Here is a 25958-nt window from a genome sequence, read left to right as displayed (position 1 = left end):
GTTTTACTTCGCACGCTTTTCTACTGTGAAAGCCGTTTCGGGTCTTTTTAAGGAAACAAATGTCGTCTGACGCTGTTTTCTTGTTTTCGGTGTATTGATCTGTTTTTCCAATAGGTCAAACGCTTTTTCCAGCAGCAGACTTAACAAAATAAAAATGACGGCAGCAATAAAGTATCCTTCTAATACGCGATAGTATAAAGCCCCTAATGTTTGAACCTTTCCTATAATATCCATCACGCCCAATGTGAAGGCGAGGGAGGTATTTTGTAATAAGTTGACAATGGCTACGCCAATATTCGGGAGCGCGATTCTACCTGCTTGAGGAATGAGCGTCCTTCTATAAATCTGCCATTTCGTCAGCCCAATTGAGGCAGCCGCTTCATATTGAGATGCTGGGACACTTGATAAGGCTGATCGGAATATTTCTGAAAAGTAGGCAGCTGTATTGAGTCCATATGTAATATAAAGAAAGATCAATTTGTTCCACATGGAGATATCAAGGCCAATTGCTGCGAGCACACCTGGCAGACCATAAAAGACAATAAACATTTGAACCAGGATAGGCGTTCCGCGAATAAATGAGACATAGACTGCACTGAGTTGGTGCAGAACAGGAATGCGCTCAATTCGAAAATAAGCAAGGATGAATCCAAGAAAGCCGCCAATCAAAGTGGCAAATAAAACAATCAGCAAGGTCGTTGGAAGGGCTGATAACACTTTAGGAAAGAGAGTGACCACGTACTCCCATTTGAAAAACTCACCCACGTTGAATCACCTCCTATGTAGAAGTCGTTTCGACTTTTTCTTCTGCGGGTGGTGCCCCTAGAATGTCTGGATCAAAGCGTTCAGGGATAAGCACTTTATACATCAAAACACCTAAATCTCCATTTTCAGCCTCGCGTTCAATATATTTTGTATATCCTTTTCGTTCGTACATCTCTAAAAGCCAAGGGTGTTTCCGGCCAGAAGTGCCCAGTGTATATGCAGGCGCTTTATATGTCTGCCGAAGCAAGGTGTTTTCTACATAATCGAGCAGTTTATTTCCAATCCCTTGACCGGCTAAATCAGGAGCTGTCGCAAACCACCAAACAAATGGATAGCCTGAGACCGGCTCAGTGCTTTCCCAAGGAAAACGTATGGTGATGGTAGATATGAGCCGGCCGTCTCGTTCTAATACAACGGCAGCGGACTGTTTAATGTTTTCTGTGACCATTTCCAGTGTGGCGTTCGTGGATGGCCAATCGATGCCCATTTCACCAAGCGGTTTAAATGCACTGGACAGCAATTCTAAAAAAGCTGGTGCATCTTCTTCGGTAGCGATGCGAAAAATATCTCGACTCATGACAAACCTCCATTCAAAATGTAATGTCAGATTAACGCTTTTCTTAAAGTCTCGATATCTGGATTCAGCAATGCTTGATACACGTGGGAATTATGGCTGATCTCAACTACAGGCACATAGCGGACACCGTATTTTGCTTCTAAAATGTTTCTGTAATCGTCATGCTCTGTGACATCAATCGTTGAAAAAGGAATCTGCTGTTCGTTGAAGTAGGATTGAATGTCCTTGCAATAACTGCATCCATTTTTGCTCCATAAAATGATTTTTTGACTATTTGACATTAGACGTTCACCTCTTGATTGATTGGTTTTTGGTTTGTTTGTTCTTGATCAAGTGCTTCTTTTAATAAAGTAATAGACGTGATCCTTTTATCAATATCTACGATCGGCGACAGCACGATGAATTCATTGATATCGTAAGACTCGGATAGCTCAGTCAGCCTGTGATGAACGGTTTCTTTTGTGCCGGCGGTGTAGCCTGTTTTTTGTACGTGAATGTTGTAGTGTTCCTTCTCCGTTTCTTTCACCAGTTTTTCTGCATCCTCTAACGATGTGACATTCAGCTTTCTTCCATCGGAAAAGGAGACCTTTACTGTTTCCTTTTGTTTGATGTGCGAGAGTGCCTGTTCGTGATCCTCAGCTACAGAAACGGTGATGGCAAGAAGGAACTGCTGGCGGGTGCCCGCTTTCTGATATGTTTGGAAGGTCTCTCTTGCTTCTTTTAATAAGGCTTCATCTCCATTAATAAAGAAGGCAAACACAAAGGAGATACCAAGTTTTGCTGCGAATTCAGCGCTCTCCGTACTTCCCCCTAAAAGGAAGATGTCGGGTGATATACGCGGGATGGGCTGAGCATTCAAGTCATTTGTGTGTTCCGTCAGATAGGTGTTGAGATCCACTAATTTTTGAGAAAAATCCTTTCGTGACGCCTGATAATCTTCCTGAAGAGCTTGTGTCGATAGGTTCAGTCCTCCCGGTGCTTTCCCAACACCTAAATCGACCCTTCCAGGCGCTAATGATGCCAGGACGTGAAATGTTTCAGCCACCTTAAACGGACTGTAATGCTGAAGCATGACGCCACCAGACCCAATGCGTATGTTGTTTGTTTTTGCTAAGAGATAGCCGGCAAGAGCTTCAGGTGAAGAACCTGCTACTTGAGGGTTATTGTGATGTTCAGACACCCAAAACCTGTGATAGCCAAGCTGATCCGCTGCTTCAGCCAATCTGACAGTATGCTGAATGCCCGTCTCTGCGTTCTCGTTTTCACCGACAAGGCTTTGATCAAGAATACTAAGGGTGAACGACATTGGCTGTTCCTCCTATCAGACTTTGATATTGAGATAATGCGAGGTTTAACCTGTTTGCGGCATCTGAATCAAGTAAATAATCACCTGATTCCTGCTTTGTGACCTGTTGATCCACGACATACACGCCAGATTGAACAACCGTTGCACCAAGTTGATGAATAATCGGTTTAAGAGCATATTCAATGACGAGCAGGTGACCGTAGGTTCCTCCTAAAACGAACGGAAGGACGGGTTTTCCTTGCAACACTTTCTGTGGAAGTAAATCTAAAAACGTTTTTAAAATACCGGAAAATGAAGCTTTGTAGACAGGCGTTAACACAATGACACCGTCACTCTCATTCACAAGTTCAATGGCCTTGACAATCTCTTCGTTTGAAAAGTCCGCACGTATTAGTGCGCTGCTAGGCAGCTGGTGAACTTGAATGATATGTACATCGATTCCATTGATCGTTAAATGCTGCTGAACATGCTGCAGTACACCGGTTAATCGAGATTGGACGGAATGTCCGCCTGCTATAATCGTTACTTTCGTCAATTCGTCTCCTCCATTTCACATAATTCCTTCTAAACAACTTGGAATAGTTGATAATATAAATTATAATAAGGCAAACCAATTGAAAAGTATAATTAGTAATCATAAATACACGATTCAGTTATTTAAAATATAGAGAAAAGAGGGGTTTTTATGGAGATTCGTGCGATCCGCACCTTTGCCACCATCGTGAAATATGGGAATTTTTTAAAAGCAGCAGAAGCACTGAATTATTCTCAGCCAACCATTACCTTGCACATCAAACATTTAGAAGAGGAAATTGGAGAGAAGCTTCTAGAGAGAGGGAAGACCTTAAAGTTAACAGCATCAGGACAGCTTTTTTATGAAAGAGCCAATTCTTTACTCAATGAATATGAGAAACTGACGAAAACGCTCCAAGATTTAGAAGTGGGCATTGCGGGATTAATTCGCATCGGTGTTTCTGAGCCTACTGCCAGTTTAGAATTCCCGGCGCTCCTTGCAGAATTCAAGGAAAGGTTTCCGAATGTAGAATTTTCTGTGCAAGTAGCAGATGCAAATACACTGAGTTCCTTGCTTTCCCATGATGAGATTGATTTTGCGATTTGCGGCGCACCAGAAGCTTCGATGGAAAATAGCTATAAGCCGCTTTTTCAAGATGATATCGTCCTGCTGGTCCCGTCTTCCCATCGATTGGCGGAAAAAGAGGCAGTGGAGGTAACAGATTTAGAAAATGAGACCATATTATTCACACCGCACAATTGCCCCATTCGCATTCAAATTGAACAACAAATCGTCGATGGCATTGGGACAAATTATAAGAAATTAGAGATTACTAGCAGCATGTCCCATAAACATTATGTTCAGGCGGGCTTAGGAGTTTCTCTGTTTACACGAACGGCTCATTCTTTTACACTCCCCGGTACGAAGGTATTAGAAATAAAGGGCATTCAAGTTTCCCCGCCAGTTGGTCTATTGAGGAAAACAAATGATACGCCTGGAAGAGCTGTGCTCCAGTTTATTGATCTCATTGAAAATCGATTGCACCAGCACCAACCATCATAAAAAGAGGGGTTAGCCTTTATGCTAGCCCCTCTTTCAAGTTTATTTCACTGTTTGTTTCAGAAACTGATTCTTCTTAATGGGCAGACCCAAGTTTTCGCGAAGGGTATGAGCTGGATAATTTGGGTCGTAATATCCTCTTTCGACTAATATCGGAATGACGTGCTCCGTCCATTCGGATAAACCACTAGCTAAAATCGGAGCGCCAAAAATAAATCCATCTGCGGCATCCTCTTCGATCCATTGAATTAATTTGTCAGCTACTTGTTCATAAGTGCCGAAAAAGGCACTTTTAGGCGTGGTCACTTGTAAAGCGACTTCTCTTAAGGTCAGGTTTTGTTCTTTGGCCATTTTCTTAATGGAATCTGTTGTGGATTGGAAGCTGTTTGACCCAGCGTCACCTATATCCGGAAAAGGTCCATCAAGCGGGAATTGACTGAAGTCCAAGTGGTCAAAGAATCGGCCCAGATAATGCAGAGCTTCTTCAATAGAGACTAGATGTTTAATGGCTTCATATTTTTCTTCTGCTTCTTCGACTGTTTTCCCTGTAATCGGGTGGATGCCAGGGAATATTTTAATATCAGATGGTTTTCGACCAAACGCCTCGGCTCTATTTTTCACGTCGCGGTAATAGGCTTTTGCCTTTTCGAGTGAATCGGCATTTGTAAATACAGCGTCTGCTTCTTTTGCGGCTAGATCTTTTCCAGCCTCTGAAGCGCCTGCCTGGAAAATCACGGGCTGCCCTTGTTCAGAGCGTTCAATATTTAAAGGACCTTTGACAGAAAAGTGTTTTCCATGATGGTTTAAAGTGTGCAATTTATCTCGATCGAAGAAAACCCCCGTTGAACGATCCCTTACAAAAGCATCTTCTTCCCATGAGCTCCAAAGCCCGTTCACTACATGTAAGTACTCTTCTGCAATTTCATATCGAAGTGAGTGGCTTGGGTGCGAACGGATGATGTGATTTTCAGCAGAGCCCTCTAATGGGGAAGTCACAACATTCCAGCCTGCCCGGCCTTTACTTAATTTGTCCAAGGAAGCAAATTGTCTGGCAATGGTAAAGGGCTCACTGTATGAAGTGGATACAGTACCCACAAGTCCAATCTGTTTGGTGACTGTGGCAAGCGCAGATAAGATGGTTAATGGTTCAAATCTGTTCAAGAAATGAGGAATTGAATGTTCGTGGATATATAAACCATCTGCAACAAAAACAAAACGGAAACCCGCTGATTCTGCCTTTTTTGTCATCGCTTGATAATAATCAATGTTAACACTTGCATCTGCTGGAACCGATTCATCCTTCCATGCATTCATGTGACCCCCTGGGCCATGTAACATTAATCCAAATTGTATGTGCTTTTTTCCAGTCATGCCGATCGTCCCTTCTGTTTGAGGTAGCAATGTTTTATGTTCTTCATCATAAGGCAGAACCGCAGAGAAGTATAATTGGTATCAGTAAAGTGTGACTTTATCTTTTCTAATATCATTTTTTGTTTCTTTCAGATGTGTCGTTAGGTCCATGATATGATTTCTTAAAAATATGGATGTTTACTAAGTAAATGACCCAGACCAAAAGCGCTATTTTTCGATGAAATGTGTGTCAAAATATCTGAAAAATTAGTGAAAATGACGTAATTCGACTTTTTTCCTGTGCATCTAATTCCCTGTTTTTGACTGAAGAGAAGGAAAATGGTGAATTTTCAGTGAATATATAACTTTGTGAAAAACAAAGGAGGGATAGGAATGAAAAAGCGTTCAGTCTTTTTGTCATTTTTATTGGTAGGTAGTTTGTTACCGGGAGTAAGTTCAGCTTCAGCACCAGTAGCGAGTGCTGGTCATGGGCATGATCATGGTCATGCGCCGTTCGAAACCCATATTGGTGAGGGGTTGCCAAAAGCAAACAGTTTTAAAGATTTGACGGCAGCACCTCCAATTGAACGAGATGTAACAACAAAGGTATTAGATGAGTCTGGTAAGCAGGTAGGCTCGAGAACCTTTAAGGCCAATACAGGAGATTCAATTTCAACAAAAGCAAGTACAGGCAGTCAGAAGGTCACTGTCTATGCGGTTGCTGATGCGCAGTATCGTGCGAAATATAGTGACTGGCAAACACGGATTGTCAACATCATCGAGCAAGCAGATGTCACGTTTAACCGTGATCATGATGTGGACTTTGTCGTACAAGCAGTAGGATCTTGGACGTCTTCGGGATCAAATTCATCACAAATTCTTTCCAACCTTGCGCGCAGTTTTGATGGCAGAGGATACGACTTTGTCACTGGATTTACAGCAAATCCAAACTTTGATGCTGGCGGAATCGCTTATGTCTACAATAGTGCACCAAGTGGAAGTGCATTCGCCGTGAACCTTGACCAAGGAACAGCGAATACAGCAAAAGCGGCTACACATGAATACGGCCATAACTTTGGCTTACCGCATGACCCTCAAGGAAGCGGCATTGTCTGCTTAATGAATTATGATTATTCCTACACAGTTGACTACTTTGATGCGGCTCATAAAAATCAAGTGAACCGTAATAAAGCTTGGTACAGATAAGAAAGAAGACAAAAGGACAAACCCCTTATGGGTTTGTCCTTTTTATATGCTTACAGGTCGCTCATTCGCTTTCCTGCTACGGCATAGTGTTCTTTTTTCATTTCTTCAATAATAACAGAGACTTTTTCTGCACCTGCGCCTGTTGTTTCAACAACAGCATCAGTGACTTTCTCCACAAGAGCTCTTTTCTGCTCGTCTGTTCTTCCTTCAAGCATTTGAACGGTGACAATCGGCATGGCTAAAACCTCCTTTTTCCTTTAATGCTACGCTTCCCTTTAGTTTAAGGGACTTCTTATAGTATACTGAATGAAGTAAATCATTGTATAGAAAGAAAGAGGGATTCATGCCTTTGAACCAATTTCTTGTTTATCCATTAGAACTTATTCCATATGTCGCCATTACGCTTGTTGTTGCATTTACGATGCACGAGCTGGCACATGCATATGTTGCGTACCGTTTCGGAGACCCGACGGCTAAGAATCAAGGGAGACTGACGTTAAATCCACTGAAGCATCTCGATATATTCGGGACGATTTTGATCTTTGTGGCAGGGTTTGGCTGGGCGAGACCTGTACCAGTGAATCGTTACCATTTTAAAAAACCGCGTTTAGCAGGGATTTGTGTCTCTATTGCTGGACCATTAAGTAACTTAGTGCTGGCGTTTTTGGGCTTTCTTGTGTATGTGCTTCTTCAGAAGTTTGGCGGGGAATGGATCATGCGTTTTGAGCCGGGAGTCGATTATTTCTTCCAGATCTTTATTAACTTAAACGTCATCTTGTTCCTATTTAACTTATTGCCGCTTCCGCCGCTGGATGGATATCGTATCATTGAGGACGTCGTCAGTCCTAGTATTCGTGCGAAAATGACGCAATTTGAACAATATGGGATCATTATTTTTCTCATATTCGTGATCACACCGCTGGGTCAGTTTGTGTTTGGTCCATTGATCGGAATGCGGGATCAAATCATATACTGGTTTAATCTTATTTTGAAGCCGCTGCTTTAGGAGGTTTAATGAATGGAAGGTAAAAAGAAGAAACCAATTGGTTTTAACATCATTAAAAAAACAGATGCAACCGACGGACATGGAGGCTTTGGGGCAGGTGCCCTCAGTCTTGATAATATCTCGCCAGTCATCATTGATGTAGAGGAAAAGGAAGCTGTCATTGATATTGGTGCCATGCATGCAAGAAGTGCCGTCGAAAAAGGAATTAAATTTTTGAAAACAAAAGAAGAGGTGCCGAACGGAAAGCCTTATTGGCTCGTATGGGTGACGATTGACCGCAGAGAAGAAGGGCCTTATTATGCAGGTGTGACGGCTTGTGAAATGACCGTTGACCGTTCGATTCGCCGCGGGTATAAGTCACTTCCAGAGCATGTGAATTTAATGGATAAATCGATGAAGCGAAAAATCGTCGTGAGTCATATGGATGACGTATCCAAAAAGGTGCTGGCTGATTTCTTAAAAGGTCATAATGAAGCACTATGGGACGCATCGACAGATGAATTAAAAGAAGGATTGTCTGTCCCTGAATAATTGTGAAATTTTTGTGAAGAATGGCGGATCACTACCAAATCCATCCGTTTTTTGAGTAAACTGGTGTTAAAGCTAGGACATGGAGAATCCCGAGATGCAGATCTCGGGGTTTTTCATGTCTTTTTTTAACGTTTCAGCCACTTTTCCCACCATTTCTTTGGCTTTTGATCTTGAACTGGTTCCTGCTCAGAGGCTTTGTCCTCAGCGCCATAGCAGATACCTGTCGGCTCTGTTCCTTCTATAAAATAAGTAAACACCTTTGATTCACAACCTGGCCCTGCGAGGTCGCCAGTTTTTGGATTGATATATACCCCTTTGACACCATCTGGCGGCATGAAGGAGGAGGCTGGCTGCTTCGATAGGGCTGATTCCATAAAGGAAGCCCATATTTTTTTCGCATAGGCCGTTTCTTCGACTGAATCAATGGTGCGGCCTTTATCATAGCCTGTCCATACACCTGTGACGAGCTGGGGAGAGAAGCCGATCATCCAGCTGTCGGCTCCTGTTGTCCCGGATTTTCCTCCGTATGTTCGTGTAAGGTCCTTTATAATGGTGCGGCCAGTGACACTTGTATAGCCGTTTAATTGATCGTTGAACATTCCTGACATCATATCGGTGGTGACAAAGGCTGCTTTTTCATCGAGGATTTGTTCTCGTTTTTGTTTCTCTTCAAAAAGCACATTGCCTTTTGCGTCGGTTACTTTCGTAATAAAGGTTGGTTTGACGCGTTTTCCGCCATTGACGAGCATGGCGTAAGCATTGGTCATTTCAATGGGTTTCACAGGAGACGTGCCTAGAGCAAGAGATGGTACTTGGTCTAGTTTCTCCTTGATTCCAAATGTCTTGCCAGCACGTACAAGCTGCTCCATTCCTAAAAATAGATGGGTCTTTACAGCGTAAATATTATCAGACAGCGCTAAAGCTTGTAGCATTGTAATGCCGTCATTGGCGTAATAGCCGTGATAATTGCTTGGTGAATAAGCCGCACCGCTGCCTTGATCATCCAGTTCAAACACCGTTTCCTCACTGCGCATAACGGTTGCGGGTGTAAACCCGTTTTGCAAGGCAATGTAATAAAGAAGGGGTTTCATGGTTGAACCGGGCTGCCTTTTTGCTTGTGTCACCCGGTTGAATGGACTTTTCTCATAATCTCTCCCACCTATGAGGGCAAGTACATGGCCTGTTTGAGGATGGATGGCGGCAAAGCCAATTTGGATATCTGATTTGGAATCCATCGTGTTTTTTAACGTCTTTTCTGCGATTTCCTGTAATCTTGGATTAAGGGTCGTTTGGATATGAAGTCCATAGGTTTCGATCTGTTCCTCTGTTAACCCCAAGCTTTGTTTCAACTCTCGAATCACATCGTCATAAAAATATGGGGCTTGCTTTGCTTGCAGCTGCTTCTTCTGCAAAGGGCGATAGGACAGCTTTTCTTTCGCAGCGTCATCGGCTGCTTTTTTCGTAATCATGCCATCCTCTTGCATTTGTCTCAAAATCATATTCTTTCTTGCGCCGGCTTTCTCCTCATTCACATAAGGGGAATAGAGAGAAGGCCCCTTTGGGATACCGGCAAGAAGGGCAGATTCAGCGAGGGTTAAGTTCTTTGCTTTTTTTCCGAAATACAGACGTGACGCTGCTTCCACACCGTACGCTCCGTGACCATAATAAATGGTGTTCAAGTATCCTTCTAAAATCTCATCTTTTGTATAGTTTTGCTCTAAACGAATCGTGTAAAAGGCTTCATTCCACTTCCGCTTCCACGTTTTATCATGATCTAAATACAGATTTCGTGCATATTGCTGGGTGATCGTGCTGGCACCTTGTACCTTAGCCATGGCACGAATATCGGCCACCGCAGCACCTGCCATCCGTTTCACATCAAAGCCATGATGCTCATAAAAGGTTTTATCCTCAACAGCCACAACAGCCTGTCTCATATGAGGAGACATATTCTTTAATGGCACCCAATATCTCTTTTCTCCAAAACTGGATTCTCCAAGCTTTGACCCATCAGCTGCATAAATGGTCGTGGATTGGGGAACTTGAACAGAAGGGGCACCTTGCCATTTAGCTATTAATAGAATCGTCAAAAAGACAGTGCCTGCAAATAGAAAAGCGAGCAAGCCGATAAAAAAACAGGCTCGAATCGTTTTCACGGTCATGCGGATTTTTTTATTACTCATGATTGTGTCCATGCAAAGCCCCCATTTTGACGGTTTTTTATCAGTATGGAACAAAGAAAACCGTTTTAAACAAGCGATTGCAGGAGCACTTTAAAAAATGAAGAGAACTCAAGCGGTTCTTTACAATTTGATATGAATCCACTATACTTTTTTCTTGGACAATCGATATAGTCAAAGCCGATAAAAGGCGCTAACAATAGATGTTTGTTTATTATTGGATGAGAGGAAGATGAACAATGAGCGAACTTTGGTATACAGAGAAGCAAACGAAGAATTTTGGTATTACATTGAAGGTGAACAAAACCCTTCACACAGAACAAACAGACTTTCAGCATTTAGAAATGGTGGAAACAGAAGAGTTTGGCAATATGCTGTTTTTAGACGGCATGGTGATGACATCTGAGAAAGATGAGTTTGTATACCACGAAATGGTGGCTCATGTTCCTCTTTTCACTCATCCAAACCCGGAAAATGTTCTTGTCGTAGGCGGAGGAGACGGCGGTGTTATTCGTGAAATCCTCAAACACCCAAGTGTGAAAAAAGCGACACTTGTTGATATTGACGGAAAGGTTATCGAATACTCGAAAAAATTCCTTCCTTCTATTGCTGGGAAATTAGACGATCCTCGTGTAGATGTCAAAGTCGGAGACGGTTTTATGCACATTGCTGAAGCTGACAACGAGTATGATGTGATCATGGTGGACTCAACTGAGCCGGTTGGACCAGCTGTGAACCTATTCTCTAAAGGATTTTACGCAGGAATCTCAAAGGCACTCAAAGAAGACGGTATTTTCGTTGCACAAACGGACAACCCTTGGTTCACACCTGAGCTGATTACAAATGTACAGCGTGATGTAAAAGAAATTTTTCCAATTACGAAGCTTTACACAGCGAATATTCCAACGTATCCAAGCGGTCTTTGGACATTCACCATCGGTTCTAAAAAATATGATCCACTTGCTGTAGAAGACAGCCGTTTCTTTGATATTGATACGAAATATTACACAAAAGAATTGCACAAAGCGGCATTCGTTCTGCCGAAATTTGTGAGCGACTTAATCAAATAAATCAAGCGAAATGGAAATGCGCAAATGACGGTTTGCGCATTTTTTGAAGCGTAAAAGGAGGAATCTTGCATGAGATTCGACGAGGCTTATTCAGGAAAAGTGTTTATTGGAAGTCATCCGACATGGGAAGATGCAAAGGTCATTTTATACGGCATGCCGATGGACTGGACAGTTAGCTACCGCCCAGGTTCACGTTTCGGTCCGAACCGCATTCGTGAAGTATCGATTGGTTTAGAGGAATACAGCCCTTATTTAGATCGTGAGCTGCACGAGGTGCCATTCTTCGATGCGGGTGACATCCCACTTCCTTTTGGGAATGCACAAAAGAGCTTAGATTTAATTGAAGAGTATGTCGACAGCATTTTAGAAAAAGGAAAGTTTCCATTAGGAATGGGCGGCGAGCATCTTGTGTCTTGGCCGGTTTTCCGTGCGATGTATAAGAAATACCCTGATTTGGCGATCATCCATATGGACGCACATACAGATCTTCGTGAGGAATATGAGGGTGAGCCACTTTCACATTCAACACCGATCCGTAAAGTTGCAGGACTTATTGGAGCTGAAAATGTATTCTCTTTCGGCATCCGTTCTGGAATGAAAGAAGAATTTGAATGGGCAAAAGAAGCGGGTATGCACATTTCTAAATTTGAAGTGCTGGAGCCATTGAAGCAAGTATTGCCAAAGCTAAAAGGGCGTCCAGTATATGTGACGATCGATATTGATGTACTTGACCCAGCCCATGCACCTGGTACAGGAACGGTAGATGCTGGTGGTATTACATCAAAAGAGCTGCTTGCATCCATTCATGCGATTGCAGGATCTGACGTCAAAGTCGTTGGGGCAGACCTAGTCGAGGTAGCACCTGTATATGATCACTCTGACCAAACAGCGAATACAGCGAGTAAGCTTTTACGCGAAATGCTGCTTGGGTTTGTGAAATAATCAGTTGATAGAGGAGCTTGTCATCTCATGTGGACAAGCTCTTTTTTTACATCGGTCAAAAAATAAAGGAGGCAGCTCATGTTTTCGTCAATATTGATGGTGTCCCTCGCTTTATGCGTATTAGCGGCAGGCTTTCTCACACTGAAACGAGAGCTCGCAGCTGATCCGCCTGTTTTTGCTTCTAAAAAGGAAGCAAAGGAGGAGTTAGTTGGTTTATTTCAGGTTCGGGGCTTTTTCTATCTTACGGCCATTGCGTTATTCATGCAGGTGGTATTTAAAAAGGATCAAATCGCACCATTTGATTTTTTTCAGGCATTTTTGGCAAGTTCAGGCATACAGGCTCTTTTTTATTTACTGAAAAGAAAAGACTTAGGCGTAAAGGCTGGACTTGTCGTATTGGTCAGTTGCATTTTTCTTTTTTTCTAAAGGGATGGCTGAAGATGAAAAACGAAGTTTAATCGCCGTGAAGAAGAGAAATGATGGTATGATAGGCGCTCATGATTATGGTATACTATTTTAGTTAAACGGGTCTTAGCAAAGGAAGTGCAAAATGACACAAAACCAAATTTCAATTCATGTAAAGTCAGTGATGAAACCAGAGACGGAGCCGGCTGAAACGATCGAATTCCGCACGACTGGAACGTATCAAGAGAAGAATGACAAAACGTATCTCACTTACCATGAAGAACATGAAATGGGTCAAGTAAAAACCGTTGTGAAAATGAGTGAAAAAGAAATTTTTGTCATGAGATCAGGGGCTATTCAAATGAAGCAGCGCTTTCTCATTGGAGAAACGACCGTCACACATTACACGATGCCATTCGGTACACTTCAGTTAGATGTGCACACACATGGCATTGATCTCGATGTGGACAAGGGACTGCTGCACATTACGTACGATATGCTGACAGGAGAAGATCAAAAGCATTTACATACATTATCGATTTCGTATAAGGAGGATTTACGTTCATGAATATCGCAGAACAGGTCAAAGATGCGTTAAAAGAAGAAATCATTGCGGCAGTCGTCAAAGCAGGACTTGCCGATGAAAGCCAGGTGCCAGATGTCCTTTTAGAAGTGCCGAAAGACAAAACTCACGGTGATTACTCTACCAACATGGCGATGCAGCTTGCCCGCATTGCGAAAAAAGCACCTCGTCAAATCGCAGAAGACATCGTCAATGCGTTTGATAAAGGGAAAGCTTCCATTGAAAAACTGGATATCGCAGGTCCAGGATTCATTAACTTTTATATGAACAATCAGTATTTAACAAAGCTGATTCCAGCTGTCCTTGAAGCAAAAGAAGCGTATGGCGAAACGAATACAGGCGGCGGTCAAAAGGTGCAAGTCGAATTCGTCTCAGCCAACCCAACAGGTGACCTTCACCTTGGACATGCCCGCGGAGCAGCTGTAGGAGATTCCCTTTGCAATATCCTTGATAAAGCAGGGTTCGATGTGAGCCGTGAATACTATATCAACGATGCAGGGAATCAAATTAATAACCTCGCTTTATCTGTCGAAGCACGTTATTTTGAGGCACTCGGTCTTGAAAAAGAAATGCCTGAAGACGGCTACAGAGGGGAAGATATCAAAGGCATCGGACAAAAGCTTGCGGATGAATTTGGTGACCGTTTCGTGCATGAACCGGAAGAAGAGCGTATGAAGTTCTTCCGTGAATACGGATTGAAATACGAATTAGAGAAATTACGTGTAGATCTTGAGAATTTCCGTGTACCATTTGATGTATGGTATTCAGAAACCTCTTTATATGAAAACGGAAAAATCGAACCAGCGCTGGAAACACTTCGTGAAAAAGGCTATGTCTTTGAAGAAGACGGCGCAACATGGCTGCGTTCAACTGATTTTGGCGATGATAAGGACCGTGTGCTGATTAAAAAAGACGGCAGCTTCACTTACCTGCTTCCAGACATCGCATATCATAAAGACAAACTAGACAGAGGATTTGACCAGCTCATTAACATTTGGGGAGCGGACCATCACGGCTATATCCCTCGAATGAAAGCGGCGATCCAAGCACTTGGATATCCAGCTGGCAAGCTTGAAGTAGAAATCATCCAGCTTGTGCATCTTTACAAAAACGGTGAAAAGATGAAGATGAGTAAGCGTACAGGAAAAGCTGTCACAATGCGTGATCTCATTGAAGAAGTCGGCTTAGATGCGACTCGTTATTTCTTTGCGATGAGAAGTGCGGCGACACATATGGACTTTGACCTAGACCTAGCCATTTCTACGTCTAACGAAAACCCTGTGTACTATGCACAATATGCGCATGCGAGAATTTGCAGCATGCTGCGTCAAGGAGAAGAAAAAGGCTACGAACCAAACCTTGAAAAAGCCGATTTCTCTCACATTCAATCGGAAAAAGAATACGATCTTCTCAAAATCATTGGCAGCTTCCCAGAAGTTGTAGCAGAAGCAGCTGAAAAGCGTATTCCGCACCGCGTGACGAACTATATTTATGACCTTGCATCAGCCCTTCACAGCTTCTACAATGCCGAGAAGGTCATCGATGTAGAAAACGAAACAAAAACAACAGCACGTCTTTCACTCATGAAAGCAACACAAATCACGCTCGCTAATGCATTAAAACTAATTGGTGTATCGGCTCCGGAAAAGATGTAATGAAATGAAAGAAAGCCCCACTCTATTGGATGAGTGGGGCTTTTTCATATAAAAAACCCGCTATCTTCAAGCGGGTTTTGAAAATTATCCAAGCGTATTAATAATGTTAGAAATAGAATCAAATAATTGGCTAAGTACATCAGAGAACATAGAGTGTGCCTCCCTTCGGTAAGCATGTAGTATGTGTGCGTCAAATGAAATTATCCAAGTGTGTTAATAATGTTGGAGATAGAATCGAATAATTGGCTAAGTACATCAGAAAACATATTTTTGCCTCCTCTCTTTTCTTTTTACATCTACTTAACGAAGGGAATGAAGGGGTGGATCACTTTTTCTAAAAAAATTTTAAAAAAGATGGTGGCATAGAAAAAAGCACCGCCTATTCGGGTGCTTTTTTGCCTTTAGTTATGAATGAATGCGCAGCTTTATGTCTCTATTTGTACACGCTAGCTGAACGTTTCCGCCAATTGGGAAGGTGAAGACGGGCTGTGTATGTCCGATATCGACATCGTAAATCACTGGGATGTGTTTGAGCATTGGGTGCTTATCTAGAATGAACCTCAAATGTTCCTCTGTCATCTTGGATTTCTTCTGAAAGCGTCCGATGATCAATCCTTTGATTGATTGTGCATGCTGCAAGAGGGAGGTAAGGTCTCTGGCGAACATTTCAGGGAACACCAGCTCATCATCCTCGACAAATAAGATCGCATCCTTTACATTCGGCATAAACGATGTCCCTTGCAGTAAGTTCAGTGTACAAAGGTTTCCGCCATACAAGGTGCCTTCAGCTGTTCCTTCCTGATAAACCCCCCATGTTGTCGGATGAAACTGCCTGTTCGCTTGATTGAGATACCACGCGTCATCACTCCATTTTGTCGAAGGAATCACATCAAACGGTTCGCCGCCGTTCATCAAGCAAGCTTGAAACATGGCAGTCTGCTCCTCCTGTCCCTGCTCCATTTGAAAGCTTGAGAAATGGGGGCCGGAATATGTCACCATATCACATTTCGCTGTAATGGCGTTTGCAAGTGCAGTGATGTCACTATAGCCGCAGAGGACTTTAGGGTGCTGACGGATCAAGTCGTAATCAATATAAGGCAAAAGTTCATTGCAGTTGAAGCCTCCGATGGCTGTCAAAATACCATCGACATCATGATCTCTGAACGCCTCATGCAGATCAGACAAGCGGTGTTCAATAGACGATGAGGAATGAAGGTCACATTCAAACACATGCTGTCCCAAAGAGACAGTGAAGCCTAAAGCCTCTAAATGTTTTTTCGCTTGAGCAATTCCTTCTTCTGATAAAATGCTGGCACTTCGGCTTGGGGCAATAACACGTATATGGCTCCCTTTTTTAAGAGGTGAGGGGGTATGCATAAACAGATCTTCCTTTCCATCACATATTTCTCTATTATATCGGATCAAATAGCGAAAGTCTGTAAAGGCTAGGAGAAAGGAATGGGTCGTGCGTTTCATACGAGCTGTGCAAAGGGTATGGAAGAGAAAAAGACAGAATGAGGGCGGAGAATGTGAAAAAGAGAAGACTGGAATTTTTATTTTTATATTTTATGATATTTGGGGCATATGTGGTGTATTGGTGGACTGTGCCGGCGTGGAGCGTTCAGCTGTACGCAGCGATTTATATCGCCATTATTTTATTTAGTATCGTCTCACTCATGTTGGAGAATCGTACATCACAGCACACGTTATTATGGATATATGTGCTGGTTTTTTTCCCGATCATTGGCTATATGTTTTATCTGTTCTCAGGGCAGCTCTATGTAAAAGGTCATTTATTCAAATCAAAGAGAATGTATAACCGTGAAAAATTAAGAAGAATATCTGAGCTTGAGAGCAAGCCGGATGAATCACGTTTAACCGATAATCAGCGTGGTTTTTTTCAATACACAGAAAAAGCTACAGGCATGCATGTGAATACAAATAGTGATATGGACATTTTAAAGAATGGAGAGGAGACGTTTCCCCGAATTTTTGAAGAGTTAAAAAAAGCAAAATCATTCATTCATATTGAATATTACATGTTTAAATCTGATTTCCTCGGCCACCGGATGATGGAGATTTTGATTGAAAAAGTGAAAGAAGGGGTAGAGGTCCGCTTCATATATGATGCGGCGGGCAGCATTCGTTTCTCACGAAAAGATATTAAACACTTGAAGCAGGCAGGGGTAAAGGTCGCTCCTTTTCTACCTTTAAAATATGGATTTTTTAACCAAAAATTCAATTTCCGAAATCACCGAAAAATCGTCATTATTGATGGAGAAACAGGGTTCGTCGGCGGATTAAATGTTGGCAAGGAATACGTAGGACGGGATGAAAAGATCGGCTTTTGGCGTGATACGCATGCCATGTTAAAGGGTGAGGCTGTTCAGACCCTTCACTCCGTTTTTATGCTCGACTGGGAATATGTATCAGATGAAGTATTAATTGATGATCCGAAGTATCATACGCCGCATCCTGTGACAGGAGAGGATGTCATTCAGGTTGTACCAACTGGACCTGATATGAAAGAAAGTATGAGTGATTTATATGATGCTCTCATTTCTAATGCGAAACAATTTGTCTGGATTGCCACACCTTATTTTGTACCAAACGAATCGATTCGCACTGCGCTCAAAATCGCTGCCACGAGAGGGGTGGATGTGCGGGTGATGGTACCGGAGATCAATGACGGATTTCTCACGCAATATGCCACACGATCCTATTTTTCTGAGCTTCTAAAAGAGGGCATCAAGGTGTATCACTATCAAAAAGGGTTCATGCATCAAAAGGTGATGATCGCAGATGGAGAGCTCGCCTCTGTTGGCACCGCAAATGTTGATATGAGAAGCTTTCAGCTCAATTTTGAGGTCAATGTCTTTACAGCTGCGAAAAAGCCAATTGAGCAATTGATGGCCCACTATGAGGAAGATATGAAGGAATGTGAGCAAATGGGTCCTGTTCATTTTTATAAAAGAGGCTTAAAAGAGCGGTTGAAGGAATCATTTGCCCGATTGTTTTCTGGCGTATTATGAGGGTTTCCAGTCAAAGAAATCATTTCCTGATCTAGTATTTTACAGAGGATTCCTCTATAATTGAAAATGATTATCAATTATAGAGGAAATGAGGTCCTTTTACATATGCTAAAACGCTTTTTCGCCTATTACAGGCCCTATCGCGGTCTGTTCTTTTTAGATTTCTTTTGCGCTGTCGCAGTTGGATTAATGGAACTTGGTTTCCCGCTGATCGTGAACTACTTCATTGATACGTTATTACCAACAGGGAACTGGACAGTCATTGCCTGGACCGCACTTGCTCTGTTTATCATTTATGCCCTCAGCTCAGTGATGCAATTTATTGTGTCGTACTGGGGACACATGCTTGGCATTAATATTGAAACAGATATGAGGAAGAAGCTGTTTGATCATTTTCAGCGTCTCTCATTTAAGTTTTTTGATAACAACAAAACGGGTAAGCTTATGTCTCGGATGACAAATGACCTCATGTACATTGGGGAGGTGGCTCATCACGGACCTGAGGATTTGTTTATTGCGATTATGACGATTCTTGGCGCCTTTGCTGTCATGCTAATGATTAACTGGCAGCTTGCTATTTTAACCTTCTTGATCATGCCCGTCATCATTTGGCTTGCCCTTCATTTTAATAAAAAGATGACACAGGCGATTACACAGCTGAACAATGACATTGGAGACTTTCATGCAAGGGTTGAAAACAATATCGGCGGTATTCGTCTTGTTCAAGCCTTTGCCAACGAACATTTTGAGAAAAAGCGTTTTGCTGAAAACAACAACCGCTTTCGGAAAGCGAAGCTTCTTTCATATAAAATCATGTCGGTTAACGGCTCAATCAGTTACATTCTGACACGTCTTGTGACACTGTTTGTCCTTCTAGCAGGGACATGGTTTGTTCTGCAGGGTCAATTAACGGCAGGTGGATTTATCGCGTTTGTTCTGATTACAAACGTCTTATTCAGACCGATTGATAAGATTAACACAGTGATTGAAATGTATCCAAAAGGCATTGCGGGCTTTAAAAGTTATGTCGACTTACTTGAAACAGAGCCAGATGTGAAGGATACAGAAGGAGCTCGTGATGTATTCGGGCTGAAAGGTGAAATTGAATATCGAAACGTGACATTTGGCTACGATGAGCACAGTCATGTGTTAAAGGATATCGATTTGAAGATCAAACAAGGAGAAACCGTTGCGTTTGTCGGGCCCTCAGGAGCCGGGAAATCGACGATTTGCAGTTTGCTGCCACGTTTTTATGATGTGGATGAAGGGGAGATTACGATTGATGGCGTGAGTACAAAATCGATGACCCTCTCTTCTTTAAGACAGCAGATTGGCATTGTGCAGCAGGATGTCTTTTTATTCTCAGGCACCATTCGAGAAAACATTGCGTACGGCAACCTAGAAGCCAGTGATGCAGAGATTTGGGAGGCTGTACGTCGTGCGCATTTAGAGGAACTCGTTCAGCGTTTCCCAGAAGGATTAAATACTGTCATAGGCGAGCGCGGCGTCAAATTGTCAGGCGGTCAAAAGCAGCGCCTGTCCATTGCGCGGATGTTCCTAAAAAATCCTTCAATTCTAATTTTAGATGAAGCCACATCAGCACTTGATACAGAAACAGAAAAAGCTATACAGGATGCACTGAGCGAACTGGCTGTCGGCAGGACGACACTCGTTATTGCCCACCGCCTGGCAACAATTAAACACGCCGACCGTATCATCGTCGTAACAGAGGAAGGCATCCAAGAACAAGGCCGCCACCAAGAACTCATCCAAATGGGCGGCGTATACAGCAGACTGCATGAAGCGCAGTTTGGTCATTGAAGAGAAAGCCCTTTTGATAAAGGGCTTTTTTTGTTAGGATAGAAAAAATGCGTGTAGGAAGGATCTGATGGAATGAAGGGGCTTCGGCGATTACAAAAGGGCGATAAGATCGGTATTTTTTCACCTTCCAGTCCTGCATCAGCGACCTCGCCTCTTAGGTATCAGCGGGCGAAGAAGTGGCTTGAGCAAAAAGGATTCATTGTGATCCCAGGATCATTAACAGGGAAAGAGGATCACTACCGTTCCGGTACAATTCAAGAACGAGCTGATGAGCTGAATGAGCTGATGGCTAGAGAGGACTTGGCGTGCATTATGTCAATGATTGGCGGTACGAATTCAAATAGTTTGCTGCCTTATCTTGATTTTGAGCTGCTGAATCAACATCCGAAAATCATGATCGGTTATTCAGATGCGACAGCGATTCTACTGGCGGCGTATGAAAAAACGGGACTTCCTGTTTTCTACGGGCCGGCGCTTGTTCCTTCTTTTGGCGAGTTTGAACCGTTTGTCGATTATACATATCAGTCATTTGAGGACATCTTGATGTTTCCTCAAAGCATTCCTTATCAGATTGAAAAACCGCCTTTTTGGACAGATGAACGAATCAATTGGGAAGAAAAGACGCGTGACAAAAAGCAGCGTCCGAATGATTGGCTGTGCGTCATAGAGGGACAGGCAGAAGGCAGATTGATCGGCGGGAACCTGAATGCGATGTACGGCATTTGGGGAAGTGAGTTCATGCCAGCCATCCAAAACGGAGACATCCTCCTCATTGAAGATTGCATGAAAACCGCTTCTGTTGTAGAAAAGAATTTCTCTTTATTGAAAGTAAATGGAGTGTTTGAACGGGTGTCAGGGATTCTTTTAGGAAAACATGAGCTGTTTGATGATGAAGGGACGGGCAAAGAGCCTTACGAGATTTTACTTGAGGTGCTCGGAGAGACAAAAAGACCACTCATCGCTGATTTTGACTGTGCCCATACGCACCCAATGCTTACGATGCCAATTGGGGCACAAGTGAAAATAGATGCAGCTTCTAAACAAGTTTGGTTAACAGAAGATTGGATATAAGAAAAAGAGCAGCCCGAGGCTGCTCTTTTTTATGAAACCTTTTCTTTCTCAAACGGCTGAAGAAGATCTTGCGCTTTTTTCCCTTCAACCACAATTAAGTAATCAGATTCTAAATGAGTGAGCCTGAAGGTTTCAAGCTCTACGATGTTCTTAATGCTGCACATTGTTTTTTTAGAATACACATATATACGATGCTGAGCCTGCTGGCACTTTTCATAAAGAGAAATAAGCTTATGTAAATTCAACGCTTTTGCAGCGATTCGGATTGAATAGATTTGAGACATCTTCATATCCTCCTGTTAATTACTTTTTCACAATAGCTTTGTTACCCCCATTTGCACAAAGGTAAACCTTTCTCTATGATTTCCATTCAATGGTTCCTCCGCCCGTCCGCTTATTGCCCCTAATCGCAGACAGCTCTTCGACTAGACGGAGCAGAGCCTGATCCTTTAATTTTGCTTCAATCATAAAATCTACATCACGGCCATACGGTTTTAATGCTTGAAAAAGCGGTAAGACAAAGTCCATATCTACACCATCTGCATGACTGCGTATGGCTTTTTCTGATTTAGGTGAAGACAAGTGGATTTTGGGCGGAATGCCAGTCTTTGTCCAAGTGTCGAACATTCTTGGAAGGATGTCATCGAGTGCGGCATCGTCATCTTTATTTGCCACGTGATGATGGTAATCAAAAACAAATGGAATGTCATGCTTTTCACATACACCAAGCGTTTCGAGCGACGTATATGTTTTGTCATCGTTCTCAAGTGTCATTCTTGCTTTGATATGAGCCGGAAGTTGTTTAATATTTTCATCAAAGCGTTGAAGAGCCGATTCTTTATCGCCGTAAGCCCCGCCTACATGAATATTCATGTAACCTTCCTTTTCGAGCTTCATCGCCTCAAGCATCTGATAATGGTACGTCATATCGATGACGGCATTGTCTGTAATTGAAGGTTTTGGGCTGGTAAACAAGGTGAATTGATTGGGGTGAAAGCTTACCCGTAAGTTGTGCCGTTTCACCAACTCGCCAATCTCAAGAAATTCTTTGTGAAAAGGTGTCACGAAGTCCCAGCGCACCTCGGGATGGGTCGCGAGCGGGACGATCGAGCTTGAAAAACGGTACAGCGGGATATCATGAGCAATGGCGAAATAAAGCGTTCTTAATGTATTCACAAGATTGGCTTTCGTTGTTCGCAATAAAGCCTCTTTTCTTTCTTCCTTAGAGAGCTTGCTGTATCTTGCAAAGGTCAACGACTTGGCAGGAGAAGCTTCCCACAAGGTGACGGCATTGGATACATAACCAAATCGATAACGCATAGGTCATCTCCTTTATAAAAAATACGAGAACATGGCGGCAACCCACTCAAGTGGCCGTGTGAAAAGAGGGCGCTTTGACAATGTTTCTTCTGTCAGAATCTCAGATACTTCCATATGCTCCCGAATCTTTTCCTCTACGTGTGCAGTAAAGTCGGGATCATCAATGGCTACATCTACTTCTTCGTTTAAAAACAAGCTTCGTTTATCAAAATTCGCGGTACTGATCATACAGCGGCTGTGATCAATCAATATGGCTTTCGAATGATAAAACCCTTTATAAAAACGATAAACAAGACATCCAGAGGCAATGAGATCCTTCAAATAATGAAAACCAGCCTCTTTGACAAGTGGATGATCCGCTTTCATTGGAATGATAATTTCAACTGTGACGCCCCGTTTTCGTGCATCAAGCAGCGCCTTCAGAAGAGGAGCTGATGGAATAAAATAAGGCGTACAGATGATGATCTGTTTCTTCGCCTGCTCAATATCTTGGAGAAATAAAGCTTCTAAAGAAAAACCGGCAGTCGCGCGTGTTGTGCATTGTAATGTTCCCGGTTCCAATGCAGGGAAAACCTCATATTGCAGCTGATGAATGCCAGACGACCGGTACAAATCATTCAGAAACACATGCTGGAGATCTGCGACAACCTGTCCAGTCATCCGCAAATGATAATCCTTCCAAATGCCAAAGCGGCCTTTTTTCCCAACATATTCATCGCCTATATTAAATCCGCCAATATAGCCAATCTTCCCATCAATCACCGTAATTTTACGGTGATTTCTCATGTTTAACCGGTAAATCAAAAAAGGAAAACGAGGCTTATTTAAAAAGTAAAATTGAATGCCGCTTCTTTCTAGCATGTCAATCGACTTTTGATCAAACGGATAGGAGCCTAATCGGTCGGTTAGCAAAAAGACGGAAACGCCTTGCTCCGCTTTGGCTTTCAATGCTTGGAACACCCTTTGACCAATCTTGTCGTTCTTTACAATAAAGAACATCATATGAATAGAAGAAGAGGCCTGCTGTATATCCGTAAGCAGCTGATCGAAAAATGGTTCGCCATCATGATAAAAGGTGGCATCGCCGCTTGTTTGGTCAAAAGACCGTTCAAATGCGTGCGTAGAAAAATATTTCTTTCCCATATAAAGGTCTAACATGACGAGCAAAACGATGGCAATGAGTACGAGTAGGATGATCAATGCGATCATGAAACTTCCTCCTTTTTTGCATATTTCAATAGTGTACCCAAACGCACAAAAAATATTGACTGAATACTCATTCATTATTTATGATAGAGGTACAACATGGAAACGGAACAAAGTGGGTTTTGGGGAATGAAAGGGGGAGCAAGATGAATAGCCTTTTAATCATCAACTTGATCGCATTTGCGGCGGTGACCGCTTACGCTGTGTATTTGTTTGTTTATCTCATTCGAACACGAGCGGCGTATATTCGTCTTGGTAAAAAAGAAGAGTTTCAACAAGACATGAAGAAACGCTTAGAGCGTGTTTGGGTCAATGTATTTGGGCAAAAGAAGCTGTTAAAGGACAAGAAGAGCGGCATCATTCATGTGCTGTTTTTCTACGGATTTATCCTTGTACAGTTCGGAGCCCTTGATTTTATTTTGAAGGGGCTTATTCCAGACAGCGGGCTTCCTTTAGGTCCGGTGTACGGCGCCTTTACGTTTTTCCAAGAGGTGGTCACACTTCTCATTTTAGTGGCCGTTGTATGGGCTTTCCATAGAAGATATGTGGAAAAACTTGTCCGTTTAAAACGAGGTTTTAAATCGGGTCTAGTGCTTTTATTTATTGGCGGATTAATGCTGACAGTCTTACTAGGGAACGGCATGAACATCATCTGGCATGGACACTCTCTATCATTAACTGAGCCAATCGCTTCTGGTATTGCTTTCTTGCTGGGCGGAATTTCACCTCTTGCGGCTGCGATTGTTTTTTATGCCGCATGGTGGATGCATCTGCTCATTTTGCTGACATTTTTAGTATATGTTCCTCAGTCAAAGCACGCCCATTTGATTGCAGGGCCTGTCAACGTATTTGTCAGCAGATTAGACCCGCCAGGCAAGCTGCAAAAAATCGATTTTGAAGATGAGACACAAGAGACCTTCGGTGTGGGAAAAATTGAAGACTTCCGTCAGTCTCAGCTGATTGATCTTTACGCCTGTGTGGAATGCGGGCGCTGCACGAATATGTGCCCGGCAACAGGGACAGGAAAGATGCTGTCTCCAATGGATTTGATTTTAAGGTTAAGAGATCATTTAACCAATAAAGGGGCCGCCATTACATCGAAAACACCTTGGGTCCCGCAGCTTGCCTTCAAGCAGACAACAGGAAACCAGTTGGCACTGCAGGCGAGAGGAGTAGGTGCGGAAGAGTCGGCTGCCAGCTCTATATACCATCCTTCTCTTATTGGAGAGGTCATTACAGAAGAAGAGATCTGGGCATGTACGACATGCCGAAACTGTGAAGACCAATGCCCTGTCATGAATGAACATGTCGACAAGATTATTGATATGCGCAGATATCTTGTGCTGACCGAAGGAAAAATGGACGCAGATGCACAGCGTGCCATGACAAGCATTGAGCGCCAAGGAAACCCGTGGGGATTGAACCGGAAAGAAAGAGAAAATTGGCGTGAACTGAGAGAAGATGTGCATGTGCCGACAGTGAAAGAGCTGAAAAAAGCAGAGCAAACCTTTGATTATTTATTCTGGGTTGGTTCAATGGGGGCATATGACAATCGAAGCCAAAAGATTGCACTTGCCTTTGCAAAACTCCTCAATGAAGCGGGGGTATCCTTTGCGATCCTAGGCAATAAAGAGAAAAACTCAGGCGATACACCAAGAAGACTCGGAAACGAATTTTTATTCCAAGAGCTTGCTGCAAAAAATATTGAAGAATTTCAGAAAAACGGCGTCACAAAGATCGTCACGATTGATCCACACGCCTACAACTTATTTAAAAATGAATATCCAGACTTTGGACTTGAGGCAGAAGTGTACCATCATACAGAATTATTGGCAGAGTTAGTGAAAGAAGGGAAAATAACGCCTGTACATGAAGTGAACGAGGTAATTACCTTCCACGACTCATGCTACTTAGGCAGATATAACGAAGTGTACGACCCGCCAAGAGACATTTTAAAAGCCATTCCAGGTGTGACGCTGAAAGAAATGGAACGCAACCGTGAAACTGGTATGTGCTGCGGTGCAGGGGGGGGCTTAATGTGGATGGAAGAAGAGACGGGTACCCGGATTAACACTGCACGAACGGAGCAGGCGCTACAGGTCCAGCCGTCCATCATCAGCTCAGGGTGTCCTTATTGCTTAACGATGCTGGGAGATGGGACGAAGGCGAAGGAAGTAGAGGAGCAGGTAGGCACATTTGATGTCGCCGAACTTCTTGAAAAATCAGTGTTTGGCGAGCCTGGAAAACAGGTGTCGTAAAGATGACAGGCCGATGAATAGGATGTTCATCGGCTTATCCATGGGGCTGTTTTATCAGCTGTCTAAATGATATGTAAGCGTTAACAAATAGGGAGGGGCAT

Annotated in this window: 25 protein-coding genes; 13 read left to right on the top strand and 12 right to left on the bottom strand. The window is 42.9% G+C overall.

Annotated features, from left to right (window positions below; all coding sequences use genetic code 11):
• Positions 1 to 3: 3 nt before the first annotated feature.
• From AC3WTB_RS08515 to ssuE, 5 genes are read right to left on the bottom strand one after another with little or no spacing between them, the layout of a single operon-like run.
• Positions 4 to 765 (bottom strand): amino acid ABC transporter permease, encoded by a 762-nt coding sequence (locus tag AC3WTB_RS08515; RefSeq protein WP_474892196.1) that lies wholly within the window; start codon positions 763 to 765, stop codon positions 4 to 6.
• A gap of 13 nt (positions 766 to 778) precedes the next feature.
• On the bottom strand, positions 779 to 1342 hold the full coding sequence (locus AC3WTB_RS08510; RefSeq protein ID WP_212043525.1) for a GNAT family N-acetyltransferase: 564 nt from the start codon (positions 1340 to 1342) through the stop codon (positions 779 to 781).
• Between the two features lie 26 nt (positions 1343 to 1368).
• The gene (locus AC3WTB_RS08505; RefSeq protein WP_492333584.1) at positions 1369 to 1623 is read right to left on the bottom strand and encodes a glutaredoxin family protein; all 255 of its coding nucleotides are present in this window, start codon (positions 1621 to 1623) and stop codon (positions 1369 to 1371) included.
• Entirely contained in the window at positions 1623 to 2648 is a 1026-nt protein-coding gene (locus AC3WTB_RS08500) for an LLM class flavin-dependent oxidoreductase (protein ID WP_059377945.1), read from the bottom strand. The genes AC3WTB_RS08505 and AC3WTB_RS08500 overlap by 1 nt, the downstream gene beginning before the upstream one ends.
• Entirely contained in the window at positions 2632 to 3183 is a 552-nt protein-coding gene (gene ssuE / locus AC3WTB_RS08495) for an NADPH-dependent FMN reductase (RefSeq protein ID WP_099663753.1), read from the bottom strand. The genes AC3WTB_RS08500 and ssuE overlap by 17 nt, the downstream gene beginning before the upstream one ends.
• Positions 3184 to 3333: 150 nt before the next feature.
• Here ssuE and AC3WTB_RS08490 point away from each other — a divergent pair, with 150 nt between their 5' ends.
• A complete protein-coding gene (locus tag AC3WTB_RS08490; protein ID WP_251180975.1) occupies positions 3334 to 4224 on the top strand; it encodes a LysR family transcriptional regulator in 891 nt (296 codons plus the stop codon).
• Between the two features lie 39 nt (positions 4225 to 4263).
• Here AC3WTB_RS08490 and AC3WTB_RS08485 read toward each other — a convergent pair whose 3' ends face one another.
• The gene (locus AC3WTB_RS08485) at positions 4264 to 5592 is read right to left on the bottom strand and encodes an LLM class flavin-dependent oxidoreductase (protein WP_059377951.1); all 1329 of its coding nucleotides are present in this window, start codon (positions 5590 to 5592) and stop codon (positions 4264 to 4266) included.
• A gap of 372 nt (positions 5593 to 5964) precedes the next feature.
• Between AC3WTB_RS08485 and AC3WTB_RS08480 the strand changes: the two genes are divergently transcribed.
• On the top strand, positions 5965 to 6777 hold the full coding sequence (locus AC3WTB_RS08480; RefSeq protein ID WP_058838532.1) for a zinc-dependent metalloprotease: 813 nt from the start codon (positions 5965 to 5967) through the stop codon (positions 6775 to 6777).
• Positions 6778 to 6827: 50 nt separating this feature from the next.
• Here AC3WTB_RS08480 and thmT read toward each other — a convergent pair whose 3' ends face one another.
• Entirely contained in the window at positions 6828 to 7013 is a 186-nt protein-coding gene (gene thmT, locus AC3WTB_RS08475; RefSeq protein WP_003214939.1) for a 2-hydroxymuconate tautomerase, read from the bottom strand.
• A 113-nt stretch (positions 7014 to 7126) separates the two neighbouring features.
• Here thmT and AC3WTB_RS08470 point away from each other — a divergent pair, with 113 nt between their 5' ends.
• Entirely contained in the window at positions 7127 to 7783 is a 657-nt protein-coding gene (locus AC3WTB_RS08470; protein WP_371412193.1) for a site-2 protease family protein, read from the top strand.
• Between the two features lie 12 nt (positions 7784 to 7795).
• Positions 7796 to 8314 (top strand): YwhD family protein, encoded by a 519-nt coding sequence (locus AC3WTB_RS08465; RefSeq protein ID WP_058838534.1) that lies wholly within the window; start codon positions 7796 to 7798, stop codon positions 8312 to 8314.
• 125 nt (positions 8315 to 8439) lie between these two features.
• Here AC3WTB_RS08465 and AC3WTB_RS08460 read toward each other — a convergent pair whose 3' ends face one another.
• Complete coding sequence (locus tag AC3WTB_RS08460; protein WP_492333583.1) at positions 8440 to 10509, bottom strand: transglycosylase domain-containing protein; 2070 nt, start codon at positions 10507 to 10509, stop codon at positions 8440 to 8442.
• Between the two features lie 224 nt (positions 10510 to 10733).
• Between AC3WTB_RS08460 and speE the strand changes: the two genes are divergently transcribed.
• From speE to argS, 5 genes are all read left to right on the top strand, one after another.
• Positions 10734 to 11564: a spermidine synthase gene (gene speE, locus AC3WTB_RS08455; protein ID WP_003214614.1), complete on the top strand. Its 831-nt coding sequence runs from the start codon at positions 10734 to 10736 to the stop codon at positions 11562 to 11564.
• Positions 11565 to 11633: 69 nt separating this feature from the next.
• Positions 11634 to 12506, top strand: a complete 873-nt coding sequence (gene speB, locus AC3WTB_RS08450) for an agmatinase (RefSeq protein WP_025093863.1) — start codon at positions 11634 to 11636, stop codon at positions 12504 to 12506.
• A gap of 78 nt (positions 12507 to 12584) precedes the next feature.
• Positions 12585 to 12932: a hypothetical protein gene (locus AC3WTB_RS08445; RefSeq protein WP_492333582.1), complete on the top strand. Its 348-nt coding sequence runs from the start codon at positions 12585 to 12587 to the stop codon at positions 12930 to 12932.
• A gap of 124 nt (positions 12933 to 13056) precedes the next feature.
• A complete protein-coding gene (locus tag AC3WTB_RS08440; RefSeq protein WP_003215400.1) occupies positions 13057 to 13479 on the top strand; it encodes a YwiB family protein in 423 nt (140 codons plus the stop codon).
• On the top strand, positions 13476 to 15149 hold the full coding sequence (gene argS, locus AC3WTB_RS08435; RefSeq protein ID WP_058838538.1) for an arginine--tRNA ligase: 1674 nt from the start codon (positions 13476 to 13478) through the stop codon (positions 15147 to 15149). Before AC3WTB_RS08440 ends, argS begins: the two co-directional genes overlap by 4 nt.
• 405 nt (positions 15150 to 15554) lie before the next feature.
• Here the strand turns inward: argS and AC3WTB_RS08430 are convergent, their stop codons facing one another.
• The gene (locus AC3WTB_RS08430; protein WP_212043501.1) at positions 15555 to 16526 is read right to left on the bottom strand and encodes a S66 family peptidase; all 972 of its coding nucleotides are present in this window, start codon (positions 16524 to 16526) and stop codon (positions 15555 to 15557) included.
• A gap of 137 nt (positions 16527 to 16663) precedes the next feature.
• On the opposite strand from AC3WTB_RS08430, the gene cls (AC3WTB_RS08425) reads away from it, so the two are divergent.
• The 3 genes from cls (AC3WTB_RS08425) to AC3WTB_RS08415 all read left to right on the top strand — a co-directional run bounded on the left by cls (AC3WTB_RS08425) (position 16664) and on the right by AC3WTB_RS08415 (position 21073).
• Entirely contained in the window at positions 16664 to 18181 is a 1518-nt protein-coding gene (gene cls / locus AC3WTB_RS08425; RefSeq protein ID WP_492333581.1) for a cardiolipin synthase, read from the top strand.
• Positions 18182 to 18286: 105 nt separating this feature from the next.
• Complete coding sequence (locus tag AC3WTB_RS08420) at positions 18287 to 20002, top strand: ABC transporter ATP-binding protein (protein WP_047202612.1); 1716 nt, start codon at positions 18287 to 18289, stop codon at positions 20000 to 20002.
• A 72-nt stretch (positions 20003 to 20074) separates the two neighbouring features.
• A complete protein-coding gene (locus AC3WTB_RS08415; RefSeq protein WP_330545653.1) occupies positions 20075 to 21073 on the top strand; it encodes a S66 family peptidase in 999 nt (332 codons plus the stop codon).
• A 29-nt stretch (positions 21074 to 21102) separates the two neighbouring features.
• Here the strand turns inward: AC3WTB_RS08415 and AC3WTB_RS08410 are convergent, their stop codons facing one another.
• The 3 genes from AC3WTB_RS08410 to cls (AC3WTB_RS08400) form a co-directional block, all read right to left on the bottom strand.
• Positions 21103 to 21357, bottom strand: coding sequence for a hypothetical protein (locus AC3WTB_RS08410; protein ID WP_039182170.1), 255 nt, complete (start codon positions 21355 to 21357; stop codon positions 21103 to 21105).
• A 73-nt stretch (positions 21358 to 21430) separates the two neighbouring features.
• Complete coding sequence (uvsE, locus tag AC3WTB_RS08405) at positions 21431 to 22393, bottom strand: UV DNA damage repair endonuclease UvsE (RefSeq protein ID WP_039182168.1); 963 nt, start codon at positions 22391 to 22393, stop codon at positions 21431 to 21433.
• A 12-nt stretch (positions 22394 to 22405) separates the two neighbouring features.
• Positions 22406 to 23602: a cardiolipin synthase gene (cls, locus tag AC3WTB_RS08400; protein ID WP_039182165.1), complete on the bottom strand. Its 1197-nt coding sequence runs from the start codon at positions 23600 to 23602 to the stop codon at positions 22406 to 22408.
• A 143-nt stretch (positions 23603 to 23745) separates the two neighbouring features.
• On the opposite strand from cls (AC3WTB_RS08400), the gene AC3WTB_RS08395 reads away from it, so the two are divergent.
• Positions 23746 to 25857, top strand: a complete 2112-nt coding sequence (locus AC3WTB_RS08395) for a heterodisulfide reductase-related iron-sulfur binding cluster (protein WP_492333580.1) — start codon at positions 23746 to 23748, stop codon at positions 25855 to 25857.
• Positions 25858 to 25958 lie beyond the last annotated feature (101 nt).

Source organism: Bacillus sp. EB106-04-04-XG123, assembly GCF_058791855.1.
This window is presented reverse-complemented; position numbering and strand designations above follow the sequence as displayed.

Coding starts and splice junctions, on each gene's coding strand:
- argS (WP_058838538.1), top strand. CDS start 13,476: ATGAATATCGCAGAACAGGTCAAAGATGCGTTAAAAGAAGAAATCATT.
- AC3WTB_RS08420 (WP_047202612.1), top strand. CDS start 18,287: ATGCTAAAACGCTTTTTCGCCTATTACAGGCCCTATCGCGGTCTGTTC.
- AC3WTB_RS08460 (WP_492333583.1), bottom strand. CDS start 10,509: ATGGACACAATCATGAGTAATAAAAAAATCCGCATGACCGTGAAAACG.
- cls (WP_039182165.1), bottom strand. CDS start 23,602: ATGATCGCATTGATCATCCTACTCGTACTCATTGCCATCGTTTTGCTC.
- AC3WTB_RS08485 (WP_059377951.1), bottom strand. CDS start 5,592: ATGACTGGAAAAAAGCACATACAATTTGGATTAATGTTACATGGCCCA.
- uvsE (WP_039182168.1), bottom strand. CDS start 22,393: ATGCGTTATCGATTTGGTTATGTATCCAATGCCGTCACCTTGTGGGAA.
- AC3WTB_RS08510 (WP_212043525.1), bottom strand. CDS start 1,342: ATGAGTCGAGATATTTTTCGCATCGCTACCGAAGAAGATGCACCAGCT.
- AC3WTB_RS08410 (WP_039182170.1), bottom strand. CDS start 21,357: ATGTCTCAAATCTATTCAATCCGAATCGCTGCAAAAGCGTTGAATTTA.
- AC3WTB_RS08440 (WP_003215400.1), top strand. CDS start 13,057: ATGACACAAAACCAAATTTCAATTCATGTAAAGTCAGTGATGAAACCA.
- AC3WTB_RS08445 (WP_492333582.1), top strand. CDS start 12,585: ATGTTTTCGTCAATATTGATGGTGTCCCTCGCTTTATGCGTATTAGCG.
- AC3WTB_RS08395 (WP_492333580.1), top strand. CDS start 23,746: ATGAATAGCCTTTTAATCATCAACTTGATCGCATTTGCGGCGGTGACC.
- thmT (WP_003214939.1), bottom strand. CDS start 7,013: ATGCCGATTGTCACCGTTCAAATGCTTGAAGGAAGAACAGACGAGCAG.
- AC3WTB_RS08480 (WP_058838532.1), top strand. CDS start 5,965: ATGAAAAAGCGTTCAGTCTTTTTGTCATTTTTATTGGTAGGTAGTTTG.
- speE (WP_003214614.1), top strand. CDS start 10,734: ATGAGCGAACTTTGGTATACAGAGAAGCAAACGAAGAATTTTGGTATT.
- AC3WTB_RS08415 (WP_330545653.1), top strand. CDS start 20,075: ATGAAGGGGCTTCGGCGATTACAAAAGGGCGATAAGATCGGTATTTTT.
- AC3WTB_RS08465 (WP_058838534.1), top strand. CDS start 7,796: ATGGAAGGTAAAAAGAAGAAACCAATTGGTTTTAACATCATTAAAAAA.
- AC3WTB_RS08500 (WP_059377945.1), bottom strand. CDS start 2,648: ATGTCGTTCACCCTTAGTATTCTTGATCAAAGCCTTGTCGGTGAAAAC.
- cls (WP_492333581.1), top strand. CDS start 16,664: ATGAGGGCGGAGAATGTGAAAAAGAGAAGACTGGAATTTTTATTTTTA.
- AC3WTB_RS08505 (WP_492333584.1), bottom strand. CDS start 1,623: ATGTCAAATAGTCAAAAAATCATTTTATGGAGCAAAAATGGATGCAGT.
- AC3WTB_RS08490 (WP_251180975.1), top strand. CDS start 3,334: ATGGAGATTCGTGCGATCCGCACCTTTGCCACCATCGTGAAATATGGG.
- speB (WP_025093863.1), top strand. CDS start 11,634: ATGAGATTCGACGAGGCTTATTCAGGAAAAGTGTTTATTGGAAGTCAT.
- AC3WTB_RS08430 (WP_212043501.1), bottom strand. CDS start 16,526: ATGCATACCCCCTCACCTCTTAAAAAAGGGAGCCATATACGTGTTATT.